22 protein-coding genes are annotated in these 22,944 nt (G+C 60.3%); 16 read left to right on the plus strand and 6 right to left on the minus strand.

The features are described 5' to 3' along the window. The first annotated feature begins 50 nt into the window (after positions 1–50). The 13 genes from pdxS to VFO29_01290 all read left to right on the plus strand — a co-directional run bounded on the left by pdxS (position 51) and on the right by VFO29_01290 (position 12,198). The gene (gene pdxS / locus VFO29_01230) at positions 51–944 is read left to right on the plus strand and encodes a pyridoxal 5'-phosphate synthase lyase subunit PdxS (protein ID HET9392132.1); all 894 of its coding nucleotides are present in this window, start codon (positions 51–53) and stop codon (positions 942–944) included. Then, entirely contained in the window at positions 934–1,548 is a 615-nt protein-coding gene (pdxT, locus tag VFO29_01235) for a pyridoxal 5'-phosphate synthase glutaminase subunit PdxT (protein ID HET9392133.1), read from the plus strand. Before pdxS ends, pdxT begins: the two co-directional genes overlap by 11 nt. A gap of 10 nt (positions 1,549–1,558) precedes the next feature. Beyond that, positions 1,559–2,089, plus strand: coding sequence for an HNH endonuclease (locus VFO29_01240; protein HET9392134.1), 531 nt, complete (start codon positions 1,559–1,561; stop codon positions 2,087–2,089). A gap of 4 nt (positions 2,090–2,093) precedes the next feature. Continuing rightward, complete coding sequence (locus tag VFO29_01245; protein HET9392135.1) at positions 2,094–2,711, plus strand: hypothetical protein; 618 nt, start codon at positions 2,094–2,096, stop codon at positions 2,709–2,711. Continuing rightward, positions 2,708–3,232: a DUF6438 domain-containing protein gene (locus VFO29_01250; protein HET9392136.1), complete on the plus strand. Its 525-nt coding sequence runs from the start codon at positions 2,708–2,710 to the stop codon at positions 3,230–3,232. Before VFO29_01245 ends, VFO29_01250 begins: the two co-directional genes overlap by 4 nt. A gap of 42 nt (positions 3,233–3,274) precedes the next feature. Further along, positions 3,275–4,507 carry an aminotransferase class III-fold pyridoxal phosphate-dependent enzyme gene (locus tag VFO29_01255; GenBank protein ID HET9392137.1) on the plus strand — a complete coding sequence of 411 codons (1,233 nt, stop codon included), beginning with the start codon at positions 3,275–3,277 and terminating at the stop codon, positions 4,505–4,507. Positions 4,508–4,533: 26 nt separating this feature from the next. Further along, positions 4,534–5,601: an aminotransferase class I/II-fold pyridoxal phosphate-dependent enzyme gene (locus VFO29_01260; protein ID HET9392138.1), complete on the plus strand. Its 1,068-nt coding sequence runs from the start codon at positions 4,534–4,536 to the stop codon at positions 5,599–5,601. Further along, complete coding sequence (gene bioD / locus VFO29_01265) at positions 5,583–6,227, plus strand: dethiobiotin synthase (protein HET9392139.1); 645 nt, start codon at positions 5,583–5,585, stop codon at positions 6,225–6,227. Before VFO29_01260 ends, bioD begins: the two co-directional genes overlap by 19 nt. 41 nt (positions 6,228–6,268) lie before the next feature. Further along, positions 6,269–7,180, plus strand: a complete 912-nt coding sequence (gene bioB / locus VFO29_01270; GenBank protein ID HET9392140.1) for a biotin synthase BioB — start codon at positions 6,269–6,271, stop codon at positions 7,178–7,180. Between the two features lie 140 nt (positions 7,181–7,320). Further along, the gene (locus tag VFO29_01275; GenBank protein ID HET9392141.1) at positions 7,321–8,802 is read left to right on the plus strand and encodes an aminotransferase class I/II-fold pyridoxal phosphate-dependent enzyme; all 1,482 of its coding nucleotides are present in this window, start codon (positions 7,321–7,323) and stop codon (positions 8,800–8,802) included. Positions 8,803–9,143: 341 nt separating this feature from the next. Further along, positions 9,144–10,562, plus strand: a complete 1,419-nt coding sequence (locus VFO29_01280; protein HET9392142.1) for a R3H domain-containing nucleic acid-binding protein — start codon at positions 9,144–9,146, stop codon at positions 10,560–10,562. Between the two features lie 17 nt (positions 10,563–10,579). Further along, positions 10,580–11,188, plus strand: a complete 609-nt coding sequence (tmk, locus tag VFO29_01285) for a dTMP kinase (protein HET9392143.1) — start codon at positions 10,580–10,582, stop codon at positions 11,186–11,188. Beyond that, positions 11,185–12,198 carry an AAA family ATPase gene (locus tag VFO29_01290; GenBank protein HET9392144.1) on the plus strand — a complete coding sequence of 338 codons (1,014 nt, stop codon included), beginning with the start codon at positions 11,185–11,187 and terminating at the stop codon, positions 12,196–12,198. Before tmk ends, VFO29_01290 begins: the two co-directional genes overlap by 4 nt. Before the next feature lie 90 nt (positions 12,199–12,288). Here the strand turns inward: VFO29_01290 and VFO29_01295 are convergent, their stop codons facing one another. Together VFO29_01295 and VFO29_01300 are read right to left on the minus strand one after the other, a co-directional pair. Beyond that, entirely contained in the window at positions 12,289–12,984 is a 696-nt protein-coding gene (locus VFO29_01295; GenBank protein HET9392145.1) for a hypothetical protein, read from the minus strand. Further along, a complete protein-coding gene (locus tag VFO29_01300; GenBank protein HET9392146.1) occupies positions 12,981–13,787 on the minus strand; it encodes an S-methyl-5'-thioadenosine phosphorylase in 807 nt (268 codons plus the stop codon). Before VFO29_01300 ends, VFO29_01295 begins: the two co-directional genes overlap by 4 nt. A gap of 48 nt (positions 13,788–13,835) precedes the next feature. On the opposite strand from VFO29_01300, the gene VFO29_01305 reads away from it, so the two are divergent. Continuing rightward, positions 13,836–15,449, plus strand: coding sequence for a peptide ABC transporter substrate-binding protein (locus tag VFO29_01305; GenBank protein ID HET9392147.1), 1,614 nt, complete (start codon positions 13,836–13,838; stop codon positions 15,447–15,449). A 36-nt stretch (positions 15,450–15,485) separates the two neighbouring features. Here VFO29_01305 and VFO29_01310 read toward each other — a convergent pair whose 3' ends face one another. Next, a complete protein-coding gene (locus VFO29_01310; GenBank protein HET9392148.1) occupies positions 15,486–15,815 on the minus strand; it encodes a hypothetical protein in 330 nt (109 codons plus the stop codon). 29 nt (positions 15,816–15,844) lie between these two features. Then, complete coding sequence (locus VFO29_01315) at positions 15,845–16,321, minus strand: bifunctional nuclease family protein (protein ID HET9392149.1); 477 nt, start codon at positions 16,319–16,321, stop codon at positions 15,845–15,847. A 98-nt stretch (positions 16,322–16,419) separates the two neighbouring features. On the opposite strand from VFO29_01315, the gene ychF reads away from it, so the two are divergent. Continuing rightward, the gene (ychF, locus tag VFO29_01320) at positions 16,420–17,514 is read left to right on the plus strand and encodes a redox-regulated ATPase YchF (protein HET9392150.1); all 1,095 of its coding nucleotides are present in this window, start codon (positions 16,420–16,422) and stop codon (positions 17,512–17,514) included. A 44-nt stretch (positions 17,515–17,558) separates the two neighbouring features. Then, positions 17,559–18,818, plus strand: coding sequence for a Glu/Leu/Phe/Val dehydrogenase (locus tag VFO29_01325; protein HET9392151.1), 1,260 nt, complete (start codon positions 17,559–17,561; stop codon positions 18,816–18,818). A 658-nt stretch (positions 18,819–19,476) separates the two neighbouring features. On the opposite strand, the gene VFO29_01330 is transcribed toward VFO29_01325, so the two are convergent. Both VFO29_01330 and VFO29_01335 read right to left on the minus strand, forming a co-directional pair. After that, complete coding sequence (locus VFO29_01330; GenBank protein HET9392152.1) at positions 19,477–19,779, minus strand: rhodanese-like domain-containing protein; 303 nt, start codon at positions 19,777–19,779, stop codon at positions 19,477–19,479. A gap of 14 nt (positions 19,780–19,793) precedes the next feature. Then, a complete protein-coding gene (locus tag VFO29_01335; GenBank protein HET9392153.1) occupies positions 19,794–22,940 on the minus strand; it encodes an efflux RND transporter permease subunit in 3,147 nt (1,048 codons plus the stop codon). Between the last annotated feature and the right edge of the window lie 4 nt (positions 22,941–22,944).

The raw sequence follows: 22,944 nt of genomic DNA on the forward strand, positions 1-22,944 counted from the left end.
TGGCCCCGGCTGATATGATGAGATCGCACCCGATACACTAGGAGTTTGTTATGGCCGAGACCGGCACTACTACCGTCAAACGCGGCTTAGCCCAGATGCTCAAAGGCGGCGTCATCATGGACGTCGTCACGCCCGAACACGCGCTGATCGCCCAGGAAGCCGGCGCCGTCGCGGTGATGGCGCTCGAACGCATTCCGGCCGACATTCGCGCCGCCGGCGGCGTTGCGCGCATGAGCAATTTGGAACTCGTGCGCTCGATCATGGACGCCGTGACGATTCCGGTGATGGCCAAATGCCGCATCGGCCATTTCGCGGAAGCGCAAGCGCTGCAAGCACTCGGCGTCGATTTTGTCGACGAATCCGAAGTGCTCACGCCTGCCGACGACAAGTACCACGTTGACAAGCAGAAGTTCACAACGCCGTTCGTTTGCGGCGCGCGCGACCTCGGCGAAGCGCTGCGCCGGATCGCCGAAGGCGCGGCGATGATTCGCAGCAAGGGCGAAGCTGGCAGCGGAAACATCGTCGAGGCTGTCCGGCACATGCGCGCGATTAACGATGGAATCAAAGAACTGACGATTGTTCCGGAAGAAGAGCTCGTTGCGCGCGCGCGGGACCTCGGCGCGCCGCTGGAGCTCGTTCAAGACGTTGCGAAGAACGGCAAACTGCCGGTCGTGTTATTCTGCGCGGGCGGCGTCTCGACGCCGGCCGACGCGGCGCTGATGATGCAGCTCGGCGCGGAAGGCATCTTCGTCGGCAGCGGAATTTTCAAATCGAATAACCCGCGCGCGTTCGCGAAAGCGATCGTTGACGCCACCACACACTTCAACGATCCGAAGGTCGTGATCGAAGCCAGCCTCTCGCTAGGCAAAGACAGCCGTGCGATGGAGGGCCTCGATCTGCGCAAACTTCCCGAGTCGGAGCTGCTGGCTCCCCGTGGCAACTAGCGAAATAACCATCGGCGTTCTCGCCCTGCAAGGCGACGTCGTCGAGCATTTGCACGCGATGCACGGCAACGGCATTGCGGCGGTATCGGTAAAGACGATCGCTGAACTCGAACGCGTGGATGCCTTGGTTATTCCGGGCGGCGAGTCCACCACCGTCATGAAATTGCTCGATCGTTTCGAGCTGGCGGAACCGATCGTGGAACGCGCGCAAAGCGGCATGCCGCTTTGGGGAACGTGCATGGGGATGATCGTGATCGCTCGCGATGTCGCCGGGACCAAACAACCCACGCTCGATTTAATCGACATCTCGGTGCGCCGCAACGCGTTCGGGCGGCAAAATGAATCGGCCGAAGTTCCGCTCGCGATTCCGGCCCTCGGCGAGCAGCCTTTTCCAGGGATTTTTATTCGCGCGCCCTGGGTCGACCGCGCCGGCCGCGGCGTCGAAATACTCGCCGAACGTGACGGTCACGCAGTGATGGTCCGTCAAGAAAACGTGCTGGCAACGTCGTTCCACCCCGAACTGTCGGCGGATCCCCGCGTGCACGAGTACTTCACGCAGATGGTCCGCAACGCGCTTGTAGGGAAGAGCCGCAAAATCGCTTAAGTAGGGCGCGATGACCGACGTCCTCGTGCTGAACTTTACGTACGAAGCGCTGAATATCACCAACTTTCAGCGCGCGGTCAAGCTCATCTTCGCAGGCAAGGCCGAGCTGGTTCATGGCCGCGAACGCATCATTGCGTCCACGTCGTTCGAAATGCGCATGCCGTCCATCATCCGCATGCTGTATTACATCCGCCGGCCGATGCAAAAGGTCGCGCTGACGAAGAAGAACATCCTGATCCGCGACGACCACTCGTGCCAGTACTGCGGTCTGCGCGGCGATCGTCTTATGACGGTCGACCACGTCATCCCGCGAAGTAAGGGCGGACCATCCACGTGGGAAAACCTCGTGTGCGCGTGCATGCGGTGCAACAATCGCAAGAACAACCGCTCGCCGCACGACGCCAACATGACGCTGAAGCGCAAGCCGCGTCAGCCCAAGTACATTCCGTGGATTCAGATCAAGCGCAATACGCTGCCGGACGAATGGGGCAAGTTTCTGTTCCTTTACAACGTTTCGATCGACGAACGAATCGAAGTTTAGTCCGATGCGCGGAGCGCGAGCGGCGGCGCTCTTTTTAATCGTACTTATCGGAGCAGCCGGCTGCGGACATTCACGCTGGCCGGCAAAAACATTGGGTGACGGCGCTACAATCAATCTCAAGCCGATAGTTACGACGGTCGACAGATTGCGCAAGATGCCGCGGCCTGCGGGCGTCGATGATCGAGATGCGGCGCGGGTTGCGGAAGAGCGTCAGGTGTATCGGGTGGACGCCGATCTGCTACGTTTCACGCTGGCGAGTGACGGCGACATCCACCTCGCCATCGCGCAGCCGGGCCATCCCCAGGACACGATGATCGCGGAGATTCCTGATCCAAGCCGCATGACCGGCGCCCCGAACATATATCGCTTAGCGGTAGCACGAACGCGCCGCGAGTTCATCGCCGAGTTCGGTACGCCCGTTATGAGTACGTGGAAGCCCGCGAATCGAGAGGTTACACTATACGGACCGCTTTTTTTCGATTTGCTGCATGGACAAACCGCTGGACTCTTCGGCGGCACACCGACCGGCATCGAGATTCACCCGGTACTCGGGATCACGATCTCGGCGGCGAGCGGCTTGCGGGGTCACAACGCCATCAAGCCTCGCGTTGGTGTAAAGTGACGTTTCGAACCGCCACCCTTTTCCTCGCTGTCTTGGTTACCGGCGTAACTACTTCGCCGCCGGCCGTAAAGAAAATCGTGCTTCCCGCACAACGTTGCCAGGCGCAGTGTGCGGCGACGCAAGCGCATCTGAAGCGGCTCGACCTGCTCGAGAGTTTTACTTTTGTCAGTAAGGGCTGCTTCGGCACGTGCCCGGCGTATGAGGTAGTGTTTAACAGGAATGGAACGGCTACTATAAGCAACATTCGCTTCGTTCCCGAGTTGAAGCGGCTGAATGGAGATGGCACGGCAACCGTGCCGTTCGAGAAAATACGTGCGCTACTGGCGTCGTCGAAGTTTGAAACGCTCGCCCCGGAGTATCCCTTGCACGCTACGGACATGTGGGGCGTCTCGTTCGGCTGGTGGTACAGCGATGGCTTCAAGTACGAAGTTGATGCTCCGGACAAGAACACGTGGCCGAATTCCTTGGGGAGCCTGGTAACCGCGGTAATGCAGCTCGTTCACGATACCGACTGGCACTAGGCCGGCAGGCACGAGGCGAACGGGCTCCAACAGTAAAGGCCCGTGATTCGCACAGCCCTCGGCCATCTTTGGCTCCCGTTCACGCAAATGGACGGTTCCGACTCAGCGCCGCGCAATTTCGTGCGCGGGGACGGCAATTATCTTTTTGACTCGCGCGGCAGTCGCGTCTTCGACGCCGTCAGCTCGATTTGGACGACGATTCACGGGCACTGCCGGCCGGAGATCGTCGCCGCAATTGCGTGGCAGGCCACGCAACTCGATCATTCGACACTGCTCGGCGCAACGAATCCGGTTGCGGAAGAACTCGCCGCGCGGCTCGCGGAGCGGTTACGGCTCGACCGCGTTTTCTATGCGAGCGACGGAGCAAGCGCCGTGGAAGCCGCGATAAAGATGGCCCTGCAGGTTTGGCAGAGTGCGGGTCAGCCGGACCGCACGCGCTTCGTGCGGCTTGTCGATGCGTATCACGGGGACACGGCCGGTGCGATGAGCGTATCGGGAGTTGAGATTTTTAAGTCGCGTTTCGGGGCGATCACGTTTGAGGCGCGCGCGTACGACGGCGACGCTGCTGTGTTGGCGGAGCCGGATATTGCGGCGGTCATCGTCGAGCCGATCGTGCAAGCTGCGGCCGGGATGCGCATCGTGCGGCCGGAGTTGTACGAGCCGCTCAAGAGTATCGAACCGCTGGTTATCGTTGACGAGATCGCGACGGGGTTCGGACGTACTGGCACGATGTTCGCACACGAGCAGCTCGGACTGCAGCCGGACATCGTCTGCATCGGCAAAGGATTGAGCGGCGGCGCGCTGCCCCTTTCGGCGACGGTTGTGAAGGAACGAGTCTTTGATGCGTTTCGCGGAGAGAAGTTCTATCACGGACATTCGTATGCCGGCAATCCGATAGCATGTGCCGCGGCGATCGCAAGCCTCAACATATTCGAGAGCGACCGCACGATGGAGCACGTGGGCGAGTTGTGCGGCGTGCTCGACGAACTGCTGGAACCGCTACGCACGCATCCGCTGGTCCGCGATGTGCGGCGCGTTGGGCTCATGGTTGGGATCGAGCTCGAGGGCGGCTTGGGCTGGCCCGTTGCAAACGATCTTTACGAACGTGGGCAATTCACGCGGCCGATTGGCGACGTCATTCAACTCGTTCCGCCATTAACGAGCACACGGGAAGAGTTGGCGCGGTTCGTTGGTGACCTCGTTGCATCATTAAACCCTTCGCTGCCGCTCAGGGCCGCTCGCTCCGCTTCGCGGTCGTTCGATACCTCACGATGACATACTTAAGGCGTGTCGATGCTGAGTTGGAGCGTATTCGTGGCGAGCATCGCTACCGCGAGATCGGGAGTGACGACCAAACCCCCGTCGCTGATTTTTCAACCAACGATTATCTCGGGCTCGCGACCGATTCGCGAATGGTCGAGGCGTTACGGCAAGCCAAGCGTGTCGGCTCCGGCGGATCGCGACTGCTGGGCGGCCGGCATCGCGAACTTCGGTTACTAGAAGAAGATCTCGCCCGCTGGGTCGGCCGCGAACGCGCGCTGCTGTTTTCCTCGGGTTACCTCGCGGCACTTGGCGCCGTGCAAGTGTTGTCTTCGCTGACGGACGTTATCTATTCAGACAGCTTGAACCACGCTTCGCTCATCGACGGCATTCGGGCAAGCGGACTTCCGCGTGAGATTTATCCGCACGGTGATTTACCACGTGAAGATGCGCGGCGCGGCCCCGCGCTGATCGTAACCGAATCGTATTTCGGGATGGACGGCGACGAAATCGACGTCGCCGCAGCGCTGCGAAGCCTGCGTGACGATGATGTGCTGCTTATAGATGAAGCCCACGCCCTCGGCGTCTTCGGAACCGGAGGCGCGGGTCTGGCTCGCAATCTCGACGACGGTCGCGTTCTCGTTCTCGGCACGCTGAGCAAAGCGCTCGGCGCCGCCGGCGGTTTCGTAGCGGGGCCTGCTAAAGTGATTGACTTGCTCGTGAACACGGCGCGTACGTTCATATTCGATACGGCACTTCCGCCGCCGATCGCCTTTACGGCGCGCGTTGGCGTCATGCTGGCGCGAAATGCGGACGATGCGCGCGCACGGCTCTTTGTGAAAGCCGATCGGCTCCGCAACGGCTTGCGAGCGATCGGGTTGAACGTCCCTGCGTCGCGCGGGCCGATTGTGCCCGTCATCTTCGGCAGCGAGGAGCTTGCACTTGAAGCGATGGCGCGCTGCGCGGAACGTGGGATTCGCGCGCCCGCGATTCGGCCGCCGACGGTCCCGGCGGGTACGTCGCGCTTGCGCCTCTCGGTTCGCGCGGATCACACCGACGCCCAAATCGATCTCCTGATCGACAGCTTAGCTTGCGCCGTTACCTCGTAACCGGAACCGACACGGATGTCGGAAAGACTCGCATCGCGGCCGCGCTCACGCTCGCGTTGCAAAATGCCGGCCAAGCGCCGACGTTCGTGAAACTCGTACAAACCGGAGTTAGCCCCGGCGAGCTCGGCGATGCGGATCGCGTAAGCGAGCTGGCAGGTTGCCCGTGGCTCGAACTCGCGCGCTTCACCAAAGCTGCCGACCCCTGGTCGGCCGCGCTCGCCGACGGAATGCCGGTCATACGCGCCGAGGATCTCGCGCGCGTCTTGGATGCGCTCGAAGGCGCGGTGGTGGCCGAAGGAGCCGGCGGACTCGCCGTACCGCTGAACCGGTTCGACAATTTCGCCGCCGTCGCAAAGCTCGCGCAGCTCTCGATCGTTTTGGCAATCGGCTTGCGGCTTGGCTGCATGAATCACGCGTTGCTCACCTTGAGCCTCTGCGAACAGCTCGAGCTCCAGGTTGCCGGCGCGGTGCTGGTCGACCGGTGGGAGACCTCGGAAGCGTCGTACGTGGCCGATGTGCGGCGCGCGTTGCAGGGAAAAGTCGAGATACTTGGCATTTTGCCATTTGAGCGCGACGAACTCGCATCCGTGCGGAACGGCACGCAGCTGTTCGCTGCGCTCGTATAACGATGCAGATAACCAACAGACTCCCGGCCGATCGCGAACTCTTGAACGAGCTCATTCGCTTGCCTGTTAGCGAGGTGCCACAGCTGCTGGCGGCCGCCGACGAAGTGCGCGAACGCCACTGCGGCAACGGTATTGCGGTCGAGGTTCTGTACAACGCCAAAAAAGGCGGCTGCTCCGAAGATTGCAACTTCTGTTCGCAGAGCGCGCGCTACGCCACGGACGTTGAACCCGAGACGCTCGGTTCGGTCGAGAGTTTCGTACAAGCCGCGGGCGACGCGCACGCGCGCGGCGCCGGTGAGTTTTGCATTGTGGTTGCCGTGCGCGGTCCGTCGCAAAGACTGCTGGAGCGCGTCTGTGAAGCGGTGCCGGCCATCAAGGCGCGCTATCCGCTGACCGTCGCCGTTTCGCTCGGAATCATGACGGAAGAGCAATTGCAGAAGTTGCTTGAGGCCGGTGTCGACAAAGTCAACCACAATTTGGAAAGCTCGCGGCGATACTTCCCGAAGGTTTGCACGACGCACAGCTACGACGAACGCTGGCAAACGTGTCTGCTCGTCAAACAGCTCGGCCTCGAACTTTGCTGCGGCGGGATTATCGGCATGGGTGAGACGCTCGACGATCGCGTTGATTTCCTGCTCGAGCTGCAAACACTGCAGCCCCAGGAAGTTCCGATTAACTTTCTCAACCCGCGTCCGGGAACGCCGTTCGGAAACCGTCCGCTGCTGGAACCCGCCGAAGCATTGCGTTTTGTCGCGCTCGCACGACTTGCCATGCCAACTGCGCTCATTCGTTTTGCGGGCGGGCGCGAAGTGACGCTGCAAGGCTTGCAGGATCTCGGAATGCGCAGCGGCGCGAGCGGTTTGGTGCTCGGCGATTATCTGACGACGCAGGGACGCAAGGACGAAGAAGACTTCACGATGCTCGATCGCCTCGGTTTCGAGGTATTGGCGTGACGCTCTCGAGCATCAGCATTGCGCTGCGTATGGCGGCGTGGCTCATCTCTCACCACAGCGCTACGGCAAAGGGACGTTCGCAGATTTAATTCTGCCGTTTCGTCGCTCTTTGCCGCCCTCTCAGGGAGGGAGAAGTACCTGTGGACCAATCTAAGACTCCGTACTTTCAAGCGCTGCTCGATTATGTCGACGCCGGCGTGATTCCGTTTCACACGCCGGGCCACAAGCAAGGCATCGGCATGGATCTCGCGTTCCGCGAATTCGTCGGCGACAATCTGTGCGCGATCGACTTGACGCCGATGCCTGGCATCGACGATCTGTTGCAGCCCACCGAGTCGCTGCTCGAAGCGCAGCAACTGGCCGCCGAAGCTTACGGCGCCGATCGCACGTACTTCTTGATCAACGGCTCGACCAGCGGCAACCAAGCCATGATGATGGCCGCAGTCAACCCCGGCGACAAGATCGCCGTGCCGCGCAACTCGCACAAATCCATGCTGGGCGGGCTGGTGATGAGCGGCGCCGACCCGGTCTACATGCAGCCGGTCGTCGATGAAGCGCTGCACATGGACCACTGCGTTACGCCCGAGACGGTCGCGGAAACGTTGCGCGAACATCCGGACGTCAAAGCCGTCTACATCGTCACGCCGACCTACTACGGCGTAGCCGCCGACATTAAAGCGATCGTGAAGGTCGCGCGCGGCGCCGGCAAACTAGTGCTGGTGGATGAAGCCTGGGGCCCGCATTTTCACTTTCATCCCGGGCTGCCGCTTTCGGCCACGGCCGCCAAAGCCGACTTGGTGGTCAACTCGACGCACAAGATGCTCTCCGCGTTCTCGCAGTGCGCGATGCTGCACCAAATCGGCCCGCGGGTACATGTGGACCGGCTAGAAGGCGTGCTGAAGATGTTTCTGTCCACATCGCCCAACCTGCCGATGATCGCCTCGCTGGACGTTGCCCGCAAGCAGATGGCGATGGACGGCGTCGAGTTGCTCACCCGGACGATCGAGCTGGCGCAAGAGACGCGCAAGCGGCTAAACGCGATCCCGGGCGTCTACTGTTTCGGCGATGAGCTGAAGGGCCGGCCCGGCATCTTCGATCTCGATCCCACCAAAGTCGCGATCACGGTCAAGGATCTCGGCTACACGGGTTACGAGGCCTCGGCGATTCTGCGCCGCCGGTACAACGTGCAAGTGGAGCTCGCCGATCTCTTCAATGTTGTCGCACTCTTTACGATCGGGACGTCCCAAGAGGCCGCCGACCGGCTCGTGCAAGGCGTGGCCGAAATGGCACGCGAGGATCGGCCTGTCGACATCTTCTCGCCCTCAGGCATCCTGGAGCGCCGCCTAAAGACCGGCAGTTACAAACTGCCGAAGATTCCGCCGATGCGCATGCTGCCTCGCGACGCGTTCTTGGCGCCAACTGAAGCCGTGCGCTTCAAAGCGAGCAAAGGACGCATCTGCGCCGAGACGATCTCGCCCTATCCGCCGGGCATTCCCGTGATTTCGCCGGGCGAAGAAGTCACCGACGAAATTATCGACTACCTCTCGTTGGAGATCAAAGCCGGCGTCCGGATGCAAGGCCCGTATGACCGCGAGCTCAAGCGCATCCGCGTCGTTAAATGAGTAGAAAGCGATTGGCGATGGGCCTATTCCCCAAAACCGCTGGCAAAATTACCTCCTGAAATTTTGCCGCTTGACTGCTTTCTCGAGATAACAAAGTTTTGAAGTCGACATCCTGTCGAGCTCGAGAAAGTCAGACATTTCGGGGAACAGGCCCACCGCCAATCGCTTGCAGGGTGCTAGCCTGGACATGTAAAACGTAGCTCAAACGGAATCTTTAGCGAGGACAGGTATTGGCCGTTAAAGCCGACTCTATGGCTTCCAACTGGGAGCTGACGCAACTCCTCGACATCTTCCCTCTCCCGATAAGACAATCGTTAGTTCGTCTTCCCAATCTCGAGAGCATGATCGAGGTTGTGCTCGATCTTGGGCGTCCGCCCGAGGCGCGTTTCGAAGACGACTTCGTCTATTTGTCGGAGACGCCGGTTTCGACCGAAGACATCGCGCACGTTTGCTCGCGTCTCTCGGCTTTCGGTGCCGACAATCGCGCCGGAATCGAGCAGACGCTGCATCGCATCAGCGCCATCCGCAATCGCACCGGGAAGATCGTCGGTTTGACGTGCCGCGTAGGGCGCGCAGTCTACGGAACGATCGATATTCTGCTGGACATCCTGCGCAGCGGCAAGTCCATCTGTTTGCTGGGCCGTCCCGGCGTGGGCAAAACCACGATGTTACGCGAATGCGCGCGCGTGCTTTCGGAAGATCGCAAGCGCGTCGTGATCGTTGACACTTCGAATGAAATTGCCGGCGACAGCGACATCCCTCATCCCGGAATCGGCACCGCGCGGCGCATGCAAGTCACCGATCCGGCGCTGCAGCACGCGGTGATGATCGAAGCGGTCGAAAATCACATGCCGCAGGTGGTCGTCATTGACGAAATCGGCACGTCGGCTGAAGCTGAAGCCGCGCGGACGATTGCCGAACGCGGCGTGGAGCTGATCGGCACCGCGCACGGCCAGACGCTGGAAAACCTCTTGATGAACCCGACGCTGACCGACTTGATGGGCGGCATCGGGGCGGTGACGCTCTCGGACGAAGAAGCCCGCCGCCGCGGCACGCGCAAAACGGTCCTCGAGCGGAAGGCGCCTCCGACGTTCGACGTCATTGTCGAGATTCACGACCGCGACCGCCTGGCGATCCACAAGAATGTGGCCGACGTCGTGGACGCACTGCTGCGCGGCTATCAGCCGCAGCCCGAGATCCGTCAACGGACCGCCGCGGGCGTGGCGATCGTGCAGGAAGCGGATACGGAGTCCATGCCGCACATCGACATGACTTCCGGCTATGACGTCCCCGACGGGGATCGCGAAAAACCGCTGATGATCTTCCCCTACGGCGTATCGCGCAACAAGATCGAGCGCGCCGTGCACAACCTGCGCGTGAACGCCTCGATCGCGCGCAAGTGGGACGATGCCGACGTCGTTCTCACGCTGAAGGCGCTCGAACGCAAAGAACAGCCGAGGCTTAAGCAGATCGCTTCGGAAAATATTCCGATCTACGCAATCAAGACGAACACGACGACGCAGATTCAGAGCTGTCTGAAAGACGTCTTTAACTTGCCTTCGATCGACACCGAAGAGATCGCCTTGCGTGAGGCGGAGGAAGCGATCTACCAGGTGTTACTCGACAGCCAAGCGGCCGAGCTTTCACCGCAAACGTCGTACGTTCGCCGGATGCAGCATCAGCTAGCTGAAAAATACCGGTTGCAATCGCGCAGCACGGGATTGGAGCCGAATCGAAGGGTCCGGATATATAAGGCGTAAACAACCCTCAGCCTTAAGTGTTCATCTCATTCGAAGGAATTGAGGGGAGCGGCAAATCCACGCTCCTCGCGGCGGTAGAAGGTCCGCTGCGCGCGCAAGGCCGCGATCTCGTGGTCACGCGCGAACCGGGCGGGACGCCGGCCGGCGACGCCATTCGCCGTGTCTTCATCGAGCCGCATTTTGAACTGAGCCCGATGGCGGAAACGCTGCTCGTGAACGCGTCGCGAGCTCAATTGGTGGCCGACGTTATCGGCCCGGCGCTAAAAGATGGAAAGCTCGTGTTGTGCGATCGGTACGTGCATTCATCGCTCGCGTATCAAGGGTATGGCCGCGAGCAGTCGCTCGATGCCGTGCGCGCAATCTGCAACGCCGCAACCGGCGGGTTGATGCCGGATTTGACGCTGCTGATTGACGTTTCATATGAAACGTCACGCGAGCGTTTGCACCGGCGCGGCAACGCTGACGATCGGCTCGAAAAAATGGAAGAGGCATTCCACCGGCGCGCTCGCGCAGGATTCCTCGAACTGGCTGAAGCGGATCCGCGCATCATCGTGATCGACGGCGAGCATAGTGAAGAGCAGGTTTACAAAGATGCGATGGAGGCGCTCGCGCGCGTGCTAACGTGAGCGATCTGCAGTTCGATGTTGTCGGCGCCGAAGGCCCGAAGCAGTTCTTCGGCCGCTTGAACAAAGCAACGATCGCGCACGCCTATCTCTTTACCGGCCCTCCCGGCGTCGGGAAGAAGACTTTCGCGCGCCGCTTGGCTCAATCGTTATTGTGCGAGGCGCCCAAAGAACATGTGCTTGGTTATGACGGGACGTGCGCGTCGTGCAAGCTGATCGGCAAGGACGAAACCCGCCACCCCGATCTGCTGGAAAGCATCGGCGCATTGAAGATCGGCGAGGCCGACGAACCGATGGCGTTTCATGAAGCCGACGCGACGACGTCGCGCGACTTGGTCCGCCAGCTCTCGCTGCGATCGTATTCCGGCGGTTTCCGTATCTTCGTGTTGGGTGACATCGATTTCGCCTCGCCCGCGGCGGCAAACGCCCTCCTCAAATTTTTCGAAGAGCCTCCGCCGCGAGTCGTCTTGTTACTGACGACGGCTACGCCATCGCGACTGTTAGCTACGATCCGCTCGCGCTTGGTAGAGGTGCGCTTTCCGTCGCTGCGGCAAACCGAGGTCGCGCAGATTTTGCACGACAAAGGCTACGATAAGAAACGTGCGCAGCTCGGAGCCGCGCTTTCACAAGGGTCCGTAACGCGGGCCCTCGCCGCGCTTTCGGAAGATGAGGAGCAACTGCGGGATCAAGTAGCCCGCTGGTTCTTCGACGTGGTTAGCGGGGAAACGCCGGAAGAGGCTTGGGCTTCACGCGAATCGCTCGACGAAGGTCTTGAGATCGTCAAGACATTGGTGCGCGACTGGATTTCGCTGCGGCCCGAAAGCGGCGAGGCGGGCACGGCGTTGGCCGTCGACTATGCGCCGAAGCTGAAGAAGCTTCCAAAAATCAATCCCGCCAAGGCATTGAATGCGCTAACGAAGATTGGCGAAGCCCAAAAGCTCGCTCGCACAAACGTTTCACCGGCACTCGTGAGCGAGCTCGTGCGAATGTCGCTCAGTGGTACGGCGGCCTAAGCGCCGTACAATAGTGTCATGGTGAGCTCTGTCGGGATGTCATCCTGAGCTTGTCGAAGGGCACGCCCGAGCCTGTCGAGGGCCGAGCAGCTACCAGTAAGGACGAAACGCTAAGGCGCTGTATTGCTTGGCGACGACAAGCGCGATGTAGCCGAGTCCGATCGCCTTTAGCAACGCCGCCGCAATATCGTAGCCGATTCCATAAAACGGCAGAGCATCTGCGCCATAAATGGTGAGCCCAGCCCAGACAACCAGACTGACGATGACAAGAATCGCGGTCGCCGCCGGCTCCCGCTTTGCCCCTTGCAGCGACGCCGACAACGCGGCGCTGCCCGGCGTCCCGCCAATCGCGGCTGCCGGAATCGTGTAGATAAACGCCCAGACGGCAAGCGCCCCGAGCGCCAAGCTTGCGACGTTGCCGAGAATCATACCGCCGATCAAGCGCGCAATCCAAACCAAAAATAAGAAACCGATGACAGCAATGAGGATGTTGGCGGCTTTCCTGCCGGCATTGTCCCAAGCCGCACCGAGGTGAGCGCGTTCGTGGCGCCAAGCGTCATCCGCAAAAATCACAGAGATCCCGAACGCAAAACCGTACAGCACCATTATCAGAAACCCGATAAGCGGCACGCCGGCTCCGCCCATTGCTGCAAAAAACCAGCCGCCGAAATAGTTCAGCCCGATAGCGAGCAGCGCCACCACCAGCGGCGGGAGAAGCACGCCGAGGTTACGCGCAAAGAGCGGCAGAGCTCGAACGTACATCGAGAGGTCGAGACCTCGCGTCACGCACGCGCTCCCTGCAGCGCCGACTGACACGAGCACGATGCCTTGATATCGATCTTGTCGACGATCCGGAAGATGGCGTCCTTCACGCGCGCATTATTTTTGTTGAAGACCTCGATCACTTCATGATGCGAAACCGGGGTGCCGCCCTCGACGCCTTCCAATCCAACGTCGTAATCGGTGATCAGCGAGATATTCACGTAGCACATCTCGAGTTCGCGCGCCAAGTAGCATTCCGGGTATTGGGTCATGTTGATTACTTCCCAACCAGCGGCCGCGTACCACTTCGATTCGGAGCGGGTTGAAAAACGCGGTCCGCCGACGACGACGATCGTGCCGCGTTCGTGCGTGTCGATCTTGAGCGACTTGAGTGCTTCGATGGCGATCGGCCGCATCGTCGGACAGTACGGGTCGGAGAAGCTGACGTGCGTGGTAATTGGGCCGTCGTAAAATGTGTCGATGCGCCCGCTGGTGCGATCGACCACTTGGTCGGCCACGACCATCGAGCCGGGCTTGACCGGCGCACTCAGCGAGCCGCAAGCGGTCGGGCCGATGATCCACTTCACGCCGAGCGCTTTCATCGCCCACATGTTGGCGCGGTAATTAATCATGTGCGGCGGGATGCGATGAGCCTTGCCGTGGCGCGGCAAGAACGCAACGCGCTTGCCGGCGATCTCGCCGAGCGCGAACGCGTCGCTGGGCGAGCCGTACGGCGTTTCCACCTCGACCTCGCGAGCATTCTCGATGAGCGAATAAAAACCGGAGCCGCCAAAGACGCCGATGTCGGCGCGTTCTTTCGTCTGCATGGCGGGCGCAGTTCTGGGAAAACGGTCGAGCCCCTCGAAGGAGTTGGGGTGAACCCCAGCGCGCTACGCGCCTCGGCCGCCCTGCTTTGCGCGCTATCGCTTGCGAGTTGCAGCCGCGCGGGCTCGGGCGCCGTCAGCGTTCCCCACGTCTTACGGTTTGCGGATGTCTCGGATCCCGATCGCCTCAATCCTTACATGTCGACCATGGACCTCGTTTACGATCTCTCCTCCATGATCTATTCCTACTTGGTCATCTCTGATGACCAGGGACATCTGGTCGGCGATCTTGCGACGCAAGTCCCGGCGCTGAATAACGGAGGTATCTCGCGCGACGGCAAGACGTACGTCTATCACCTTCGCCGCGGCGTGCGCTGGCACGACGGCGCCCCCTTTACGTCAGCTGACGTCAAGTTCTCGTGGCAAGCCGTGGTGAGTCCCGCCAACAACACGCTGCATCGCGAGGGCTACGACGAAGTCAGGTCGATCGACACGCCCGACCGCTACACCGTCGTGGTTCATTTAAAGCGCCGCTATCCGCCGTTCGTCTCGCGTTTCTTTGCTCCGCTGCAAGAAGGCGGTAAGGGAATCTTACCCGCCCATTTGCTGGCGCGCTATCATTCCATTAACACAGTTCCGTTCAACGCCGCACCGATCGGCACCGGGCCCTTTAAGTTCCTGCGCTGGGAGCGCGGCCGCGAAATCGTGCTTGTCCGCAATGACACCTATTTTAAGGGCAAGCCGAAGCTCAGTCGCATCGAGTTTTACGTTATTCCGAACGATCAAACGATGCTCAACGAGCTGCGACTGCACAAGATCGATCTGATCGCTTCGCCCACGACGTCATTTCATTACGATTACCTGAAGGTGCCGGACGTCGTCACCGAGCTGTCGCCTTGGAATGCGCAATCGTATTTCATCATCAACAACAGCAGTCCGGGTTTGAACGACGTTCGTGTCCGCCGCGCGATCACGATGGCAATCGATTACGACGCGATCATCAAGAAGGTGACGCATGGCGTCGGTGAGCGGGCATACGACGTGATCCCGCCGACCGCAATCGGCTATACGAAGAACGCGCCCTATCGCTTCGATCCGGCCGGCGCGCAAGCGCTGCTCGACCAAGCCGGATACCGGCGCGGTGCGGGCGGCGTCCGCACGCGTAACGGCGTGCGGCTCGACTACGTGCTAGTCATTATTTCGGGTTCGACCAGTCAGCAGCTGGCCTCGGTGCAATTGCAGCAATATCTGCGCGCCGTTGGCATCGGTCTGTCGATCAAGCCGTATCCATACAACGCGGTCTTCACTCCGACGGGCCCGATCTACGGAAACCGGTACGACTTCGCGATCTACTCCGTCACACTGCCATGGGATCCGGACAATCTGTTTTATCTGGGCTGCGATTTCTTCTATCCGCGCGGCGAGAACGTCTACCGCTACTGCGACCGCACCGTCGACCGGCTGGAGAAACAAGGGCTGCTCACGGATGACACGGCTAAGCGCGCGGCAATCTACGGCCAAGCCGAGCCGCGCATCTGGAACACCGTTCCGTACATTCCGCTTTATGAGTTGCGCCGGCAAAGCGTGCACTCGTCGGCGCTACAGAATTTTAAAGTGAACCCGGGCAGTACGCCCTGGTACAACATATGGGAGTGGGACATCTAATTCAATTGTCATCCTGAGCTTGTCGAAGGGGCGGTATTAACCGACTAGCTCAATTCGATTTCCAAAAGGGTCGTGAAGGAAAACCCGGTGTACGTCGGTCGCATTATCTTCGATCCATTCCACGCTATGTTCACGAAGCCGTACGAGCAAAGTCTCCAAGTCCGTGCATTTGAGTCCGGGGTGTGCCTTCCGCGCGGCATGAAAATCCGATTCAATGCCCATATGAATCTGCACGGCATCACTTTGAAACCAGCAGCCGCCATTTTTCGCCAGCTCGGTCGGCTTGGGAATCTCGACCATGCCCAGGATATCTCGAAAAAAGGCGCGTGCGCGCTCCTCGCCACCGGCAGGCATGGCCAGCTGCACGTGCTCGATCGCGCTGAAAGGCGCCGGCACTAGCGGTTAAAATCGCTGGGTTTTAGATCGTCGATGAATTTCTTGAAGTGCTCGATGTCGGCGCCGTTGTCGGTCTTCTTGTCGCCCGCCGACTCCTCTAACACGATTTTGTCCGAGACGTAGATCGGCGCGTTCATGCGTAGGGCCAGCGCGATGCCGTCGGAGGGGCGCGTGTCGATCTCTTGCAGCTCGCCGTTCTTGCGCACGACGAGCTTGGCGAAGAACGTCGATTCGCGAATGTCGTGAATGACGACTTGCTCGAGCCGCGCGTCCAGTGTTTCGAAAATCGTGCGAATTAAGTCGTGCGTAAGCGGGCGCGGAACGGGCGCGCCTTCGAGCGCCAGCGCGATCGCGGTGGCTTCAAATGGGCCGATGAGAATTGGAAGATACCGTTGTCCGTCGACGTCTTTCAGAATGACGACCGGATCGTGCGTGAGGAGATCGATCCCGAGTTTATCGACCTTCATCTGGCGCATGCCTAACTAATCCTACGCGCTCGGCTTGCAATCATTCTTGCGCAAGCGGCCCGCCTGCCAGGTCGCCGGTCCAGGCCAGCCGAACGGAGCGCGGTTCCATGGCGCTCTCTTGCGGCATCGTCGGTTTGCCCAACGTCGGCAAATCCACCATCTTTAACGCGCTCACGCGTTCGGCGCAGGCGTTGGCTGCCAACTACCCGTTCGCGACCATCGAACCCAACGTCGGCGAGGTTCCGGTCCCCGACGAGCGATTAGACGTGCTGGCGGAGCTGGAGCATTCCGAACGGATCGTGCCGGCCACCGTGCGTTTCGTTGACATCGCGGGTCTGGTTCGCGGCGCGAGCTCGGGCCAGGGCCTGGGCAACGCCTTTCTGAGCCACATTCGCGAGACGGACGCGATCGCGATGGTCGTACGCTGCTTCCGAGACGAAAACGTGACGCACGTCGAGGGCACCGCCGATCCGGGCCGCGACATCGAAATCGTGGGCATCGAGCTCGCGCTGGCGGATTTGACGACCTTGCAGAAGCGGGTGGACAAGCTCGCGCGCGAGGCGCGCGCCAATCCCAAAATGCGGCCCAAGGTTGCGGCGACGGAAAACCTGATCGTGGCGCTCGAGCAGGGCCGTCCGGCGCGCTCCTTTGCCCCGGAATCGGTCGAACGGGAAGTGGCCGCCGAATCGTTTCTGCTGACCGCCAAGCCGTTGCTGTACGTCGCCAATGTGGACGAGGAGCAACTCGTGCAGCCCGGGCCTCTGGTCGAGGCTGTGGAGGCCATTGCCAAGGCCGAGGGCAGCCGCGTCGTGGTGCTGTGCGGCAAGGTCGAGGCGGAATTGGCCGGGCTTTCGGCGGCCGAGGCCAAGGAGTTCCGGACCGAGATGGGCATCGAGCGCAGCGGCCTGGACCGGCTGGCGGCCAGCGCCTATGACGCGCTTGGGCTCATGACGTTTCTGACGGCGGGCCCGAAGGAGAGCCGCGCCTGGACCATCGAGCGCGGAACCAAGGCCCCGCAGGCCGCCGGCAAGATTCACAGCGACATCGAGCGCGGCTTCATTCGTGCAGAAATCGTAGACTACGCGGATTATGTGCGCTATAAAACGATGGATGCGCTGCGCGCGGCGGGTAAGGTTCGCAGTGAGGGTAAGGATTATGTGATGCAGGAAGGCGATGTCGTGAACTTCCGGTTCAACGTATAGAGTATAAACAGGGCATGCTGAAAACGGACCCTAACCCCCAGGCGGTGAGCACCTCAGCCCGCGACGTTTCAGTCTTCGGCGACGGCATCACCTATTTCAACGAAGCGGCCGAACTGTTGCAGTTGGAGCGCTCGATGCGCGCCATTCTCACCCACCCCTCGCGTCAGATCATCTTTTCGATTCCGTTTCAGCGAGATTCGGGCGAGTTCGAGGTCTACACCGGCTATCGCGTGCAGTACAACTTCGCGCGCGGCCCGGTTAAAGGCGGCATTCGCTACCACCCCGGCGTGACGCTCGACGAAGTAACGGCGCTGGCTTTTTGGATGACGTGGAAATGCGCGGTCGTCGATCTGCCGTTCGGCGGAGCGAAGGGCGGCGTCACCTGCGATCCGTCAAAACTTTCGCAAAACGAACTCGAACGCATCACGCGCCGCTACGCGGCGGAACTGGTGGAGGTCGTCGGCCCGGACAAAGATGTGCCCGCGCCCGATGTCGGCACGAACTCGCAGACGATGGCGTGGTTCATGGACACCTACTCGATGCACATGCGGCAAACGGCGCCGGGCGTGGTCACCGGTAAGCCGCTTGCGATCGGCGGCTCGAAGGGACGCGTCGAAGCGACCGGCCGCGGCGTGACGATTGTTGCGATGGACGAGATGGAAAACATGAAGATGAAGCCGTCGCAGGCGAGGGTCGTGATTCAGGGATTCGGCAACGTAGGCATGTGGGCCGCGCGCCTTTTTGCGCAGCGCGGGTGCAAGATCGTCGGCATCTCCGACGTTACCGGTGCATACTATAACGAAAAGGGCATCGATCTCGACACGGCCATCGAGCTGGCCGAGAAAGATCACAACCTTGGCGCATTTCGCGGCGGCGATAAAATCAGCAACGCCGAGCTTTTGATGAGCGAGTGCGACGTACTAGTGCCGGCTGCGCTCGAGCGCGTCTTAACATCAGAAAACGCGCCGCACGTAAAGGCGAAGCTCGTGGTGGAGGGCGCGAACGGTCCGACCACGCCGGATGCCGATCACATTTTGTACCAGCGCGGGATTACGGTCATTCCCGATATCATGGCCAATGCCGGCGGCGTTACCGTTTCATACTTCGAGTGGGTTCAGGACAAGATGGGTTACTTTTGGAAGCTCAATGAGGTGAATGACCGCCTCGAAGACACGCTCATCACGAATTTCCACGAATTGCGCGGAATCGCGAAGCGGCACAACATCCCGTACCGCACCGCGGCATACATGGTCGCAATCGACCGCGTCGTGCAGTCGCTAAAGCTCCGCGGGGTTTACGCCTAGCCAACTGTCATCGTGAGGTATCGAACGACCGCGAGCCGGTAGGCGAGCGGCCCTGAGCGGTAGCGAAGGGTGATGCCGTGCGCCTAATCGCCGCTGCTATCGAGGGATCGAAGCTGCTCTTGACGATCCCATTCGGCGGGCGGATTTCTGAAAAACCACTGGCAGCCCTCGGAATCCATTTCTCTCTATACTCTTCGTATGACACGCCTTGCGATTTGTCGTCGAAGCCGAACTCAAAACCGCAACAATGACAGATCTCATAAGAGGGATACCCCTCAAAATATGGTGGTTCCTCAAGACCTCGGTATCCGCACACCGGGCATTGAATTTTGTCGGGCATCTAGAAAGACGTAATGTGCAAAACCGTGGTGTCCTCTCAAGTGAGGAGTAAGAAGGCCAGGCCGAGCGAAATGCACGCTATCGAGAACAGGATACCCCGGCGGCGCAGATCTTGATCGACAGCCTCAGGATCGTCAAGCGCAAAAAAGCTGCGCACGAATTCTGGGACCCAACTTGGGAAGTTCTGTTGAGGAAAACTCTCTGCGTAAGGCTGAGAACTTGCGCGCCACGGAATGAAATGACAGCTCAGTATCGCCGCTCCCGCTGCAATCAAAAATATCCCGACGCCTTGGGAGAACCTCACAGTGCCGCCATGACATCAGGGGCGGGGTTCGGTCGGGAGGCCGGCGTCCTTCCATGCGGAGTAGCCGCCTTCGAGCGCTTCCGCGTTTGTGTAACCTTTGCTTCGCAATGTTTGCGCCACGCGCGAACACGAGTTGCCGCTTCCGCAATACAGCACGACGTGCTCGTCCTTTGAAAACGGTAGATCGACCATCGCTTCAAGCTCCGCACCGTCGGCTCGTATCGAGCCGGGAATCTGCTGCTCGTCGGGACTCTTGCGGATGTCGATGAGCTTGAGTTTGCCCGGCTGCGCATTTTTAATGTCCTGAATTGTTGCCATGAATGAAACCTTTGCTAGCCGACGGGCACGGCCGGAGCGTCCGGTGCATCGAGGTGCAGCTCTACGGGGCGCCTCCGTCGCAATGCCCACGACTTCACGATCACGTAGAGTACGGGTGTGATTGCCAGATTGAGGAACGTTGAAACGATCATGCCGCCAAAAACCACGGTCCCGAGTGAATGGCGCGCCGCGCTGCCCGCGCCGCTTGCGAACACGAGCGGCGTTACGGCGACGATAAAGGCAATTGACGTCATGAGAATCGGGCGGAGTCGCGTTTGAGCCGCTCGCGAAGCGGCCGTGATAACATCCGCGCCTTGCGCGAGCTGCTGATTCGCAAACTCGACGATAAGAATCGCACTCTTGCTCGCGAGGCCGATTAACATGACGAAGCCGACCTGCGCGTAGGCGTCGCTGGCAATATGACGGATATCCAGAAAGACGAGCGCGCCGAGAATCGCGACCGGCACCGCCAGCAGCACGATAAACGGATCGACGAAACTTTCGTACTGCGCGGCCAAAACCAGAAACACGAAGACGATGCCGACGCCGAAGATCAGCGCCGACAGCACGCCGCCCTCAATCTCGTCCAACGAGATGCCGGACCATTCGTAGAAGACGCCGGGCGGGTCGATCTTTGCGGCCAAGGCCTGCATCGCCGAGATCGCCTGGCCCGAGCCCTTTCCATCAGCCGGCTGCCCGTTGATTTCGATCGACCGATAGAGGTTGTAATGGTTGATGATCGGCGCGGATAGCCCCAATTTCGTTGTCGCGAGTCCGCTGAGCGGTATCATTCCGCCGCTCTTGGAGCGCACGTACAAATATTGTAGCGACTGCAGCGACGTGCGGTATGGTTCCTCCGCCTGCACCATGACGCGGTAGGACCGGTTCAGATAATCGAAATCGTTGACGTAGAACGAGCCGAGATCCGTCTGCATCGTATTGAAAATGTCCGTCAGTGAGACTCCGACCGATTTGGCTTTCTCACGATCGATATGGATCTGCATCTGCGGCGAATTAATTCTAAAGGTGGTGAAGACGTTTTTCAGGCTTGGGTCCCGGTTCCCCAGACCCATATAGCCGAAGGCCGTCTGCATCAACACCGGTAGACCGACGTTGCCGCGATCTTCCAATTCGAACGAAAAGCCGCCGAAGTTTCCGACGCCCTGGATGGCGGGCAGATTGAACGCAAAGACCTGCGCATCGGTGATTCCGAAGAATTGCATCTGAATGCGTTGGAGCAGCGCCCCGAGCTGGTGCTCCGAACCGCGGCGGTCGGACCACGGCGAAAGCCGCGCGAACAGAATACCGCGATTAGGTCCGCTGCCGGTGAAACTAAACCCCGAGACGTCGAAGACGTGCGTGATCTCGGGCTGCTTGAGAATCTTCTCGACCCGGTGCGCCACGTCGAGCTCGTGCGCGAGCGATGTTCCCTCCGGCGCTTGAATCGTGACGACGAAGAAGCCCTGATCCTCGTCGGGAATAAACGCGGTCGGCGCGGTCCGGAACATGATAATCGTCAGGAGCAGTGCTCCGATGAACACTGCCGCCACAATATAACGAGCTTTGAACAAGTGCGGCAGCACGTCGCGATACCAGCCTCGGAACGCCGCCAAGCCGCGATTGAAGATGACGAACAGCGGGAAGTGCGAGTGATAGTCCGTGCGCAGCAAACGGGCGGACATCACCGGCGTCAGCGTCAACGAGGCAAAGAGCGAGATCGAAATCGACGCGGCGATCGTCATCGCGAACTGGCGGTAGAGTTGTCCGGTCGTTCCCGGAAAGAACGCCACCGGTACGAAGACCGCCAGCAAGACGAGCGACGACGCGACGACCGCGCCTTGGACTTCGTGCATGGCGGCCGCGGCCGCCTCGGCGCCGGACATGCCTTTCTCTTGAACGAAGCGCGCGATGTTCTCGATCACGACGATGGCGTCGTCGACTACCAGACCGGTGGCGAGCGTCAATCCGAACAGCGTAATGGTGTTGATCGTGAAGCCGAAGAGTTTCATCACGAAGAACGTGCCGATGAGCGAAATCGGAAGCGTGACGGCCGGGATTATCGTCGATCGCGGATCCTGCAAGAAGAGATAGATGACCGCGATCACGAGGAATATCGAAAGCACCAGGGTTAGCACGACTTCGCGGATCGATTCGTTGACGAACTCCGAACTGTCGAACGCCATCTCCCAGGTAACGCCGGGCGGGAATGATTTTTGCAGCAGCGCCAACTGTTCGCGTACGCCCTTGGAGACCTGCAGCGCATTGGCGGATGGGAGTTGCAGCACGCCCATACCGACGGAGTTCTTGTTTCCATCGAAGGCAATGACGCTAGAGTAATCCTCGGCGCCGAGCTCGACGCGAGCGACGTCGCCTAATCGAGTGAATCCGCCGCCCGGATCGGCGCGGACGATGATATTGCGGAACTGCGAAGGATCGCTCAATCGCCCTTCAGCGCGCACGCTTATAGTGAAGGGCTGATTGCTCGGTTGCGGCGCTCCGCCGATGCTGCCGGCCGCCACTTCCACGTTTTGCTCTTGCAGCGAGGAGAGTACGTCCGAGATCGCCAGATTGCGCGCCTGCAGTTGTTGCGGATTCACCCAGATGCGCATCGCGTAGCGCCGCTGGCCAAAGATGATGACGTTGCTGACGCCGGGCACGCGTTTCAGCGAATTGACGACGTCCAGCTCGGCGTAGTTGCTTAAGAAGAGTTGGCCGTATTGCGAGTTATTGGACTGCATCGCGATGGCCATCGCGAAGCTGCCGGAGTTCTTTGAGACCGTAACGCCCGTCTGTTTAACTTCGTTGGGCAGCCGGCCCAAAGCGGACTGCACCGCGTTTTGCACGTCGGTCGCGGCGATGTCGAGATTCGTTCCAAGATTGAACGTACACGTGATCGTGCTCGTGCCGTTATCCGAACTGGTCGAAGTGACGTAGCGCAGCCCCTCGACGCCGTTCACTGCCTGCTCCAGCGGCGTCGTCACCGCCGACTCGACGGCCTGGGCGTTCGCGCCGGTGTAAATCGCGTTTATGGTGACGACCGGCGGCGCGATCTGCGGATACTGCGCGATCGGCAGCGTCGGAATGACGATGAAACCCGCGATGAGGACGACCAGCGAACAGACGATCGCCAAAATCGGCCGGCGTAAGAAGAACGGAGTCATGTCT

It is taken from the genome of Candidatus Rubrimentiphilum sp. (assembly GCA_035710515.1).
Taxonomy (GTDB): domain Bacteria; phylum Vulcanimicrobiota; class Vulcanimicrobiia; order Vulcanimicrobiales; family Vulcanimicrobiaceae; genus Rubrimentiphilum.

Excerpts from the sequence above, each read along its gene's own strand:
- pdxS (HET9392132.1), top strand. The coding sequence starts at position 51 with ATGGCCGAGACCGGCACTACTACCGTCAAACGCGGCTTAGCCCAGATG.
- VFO29_01240 (HET9392134.1), top strand. The coding sequence starts at position 1,559 with ATGACCGACGTCCTCGTGCTGAACTTTACGTACGAAGCGCTGAATATC.
- VFO29_01245 (HET9392135.1), top strand. The coding sequence starts at position 2,094 with ATGCGCGGAGCGCGAGCGGCGGCGCTCTTTTTAATCGTACTTATCGGA.
- VFO29_01280 (HET9392142.1), top strand. The coding sequence starts at position 9,144 with ATGATCGAGGTTGTGCTCGATCTTGGGCGTCCGCCCGAGGCGCGTTTC.
- VFO29_01300 (HET9392146.1), bottom strand. The coding sequence starts at position 13,787 with ATGCAGACGAAAGAACGCGCCGACATCGGCGTCTTTGGCGGCTCCGGT.
- VFO29_01315 (HET9392149.1), bottom strand. The coding sequence starts at position 16,321 with ATGCGCCAGATGAAGGTCGATAAACTCGGGATCGATCTCCTCACGCAC.
- ychF (HET9392150.1), top strand. The coding sequence starts at position 16,420 with ATGGCGCTCTCTTGCGGCATCGTCGGTTTGCCCAACGTCGGCAAATCC.
- VFO29_01330 (HET9392152.1), bottom strand. The coding sequence starts at position 19,779 with ATGGCAACAATTCAGGACATTAAAAATGCGCAGCCGGGCAAACTCAAG.
- VFO29_01335 (HET9392153.1), bottom strand. The coding sequence starts at position 22,940 with ATGACTCCGTTCTTCTTACGCCGGCCGATTTTGGCGATCGTCTGTTCG.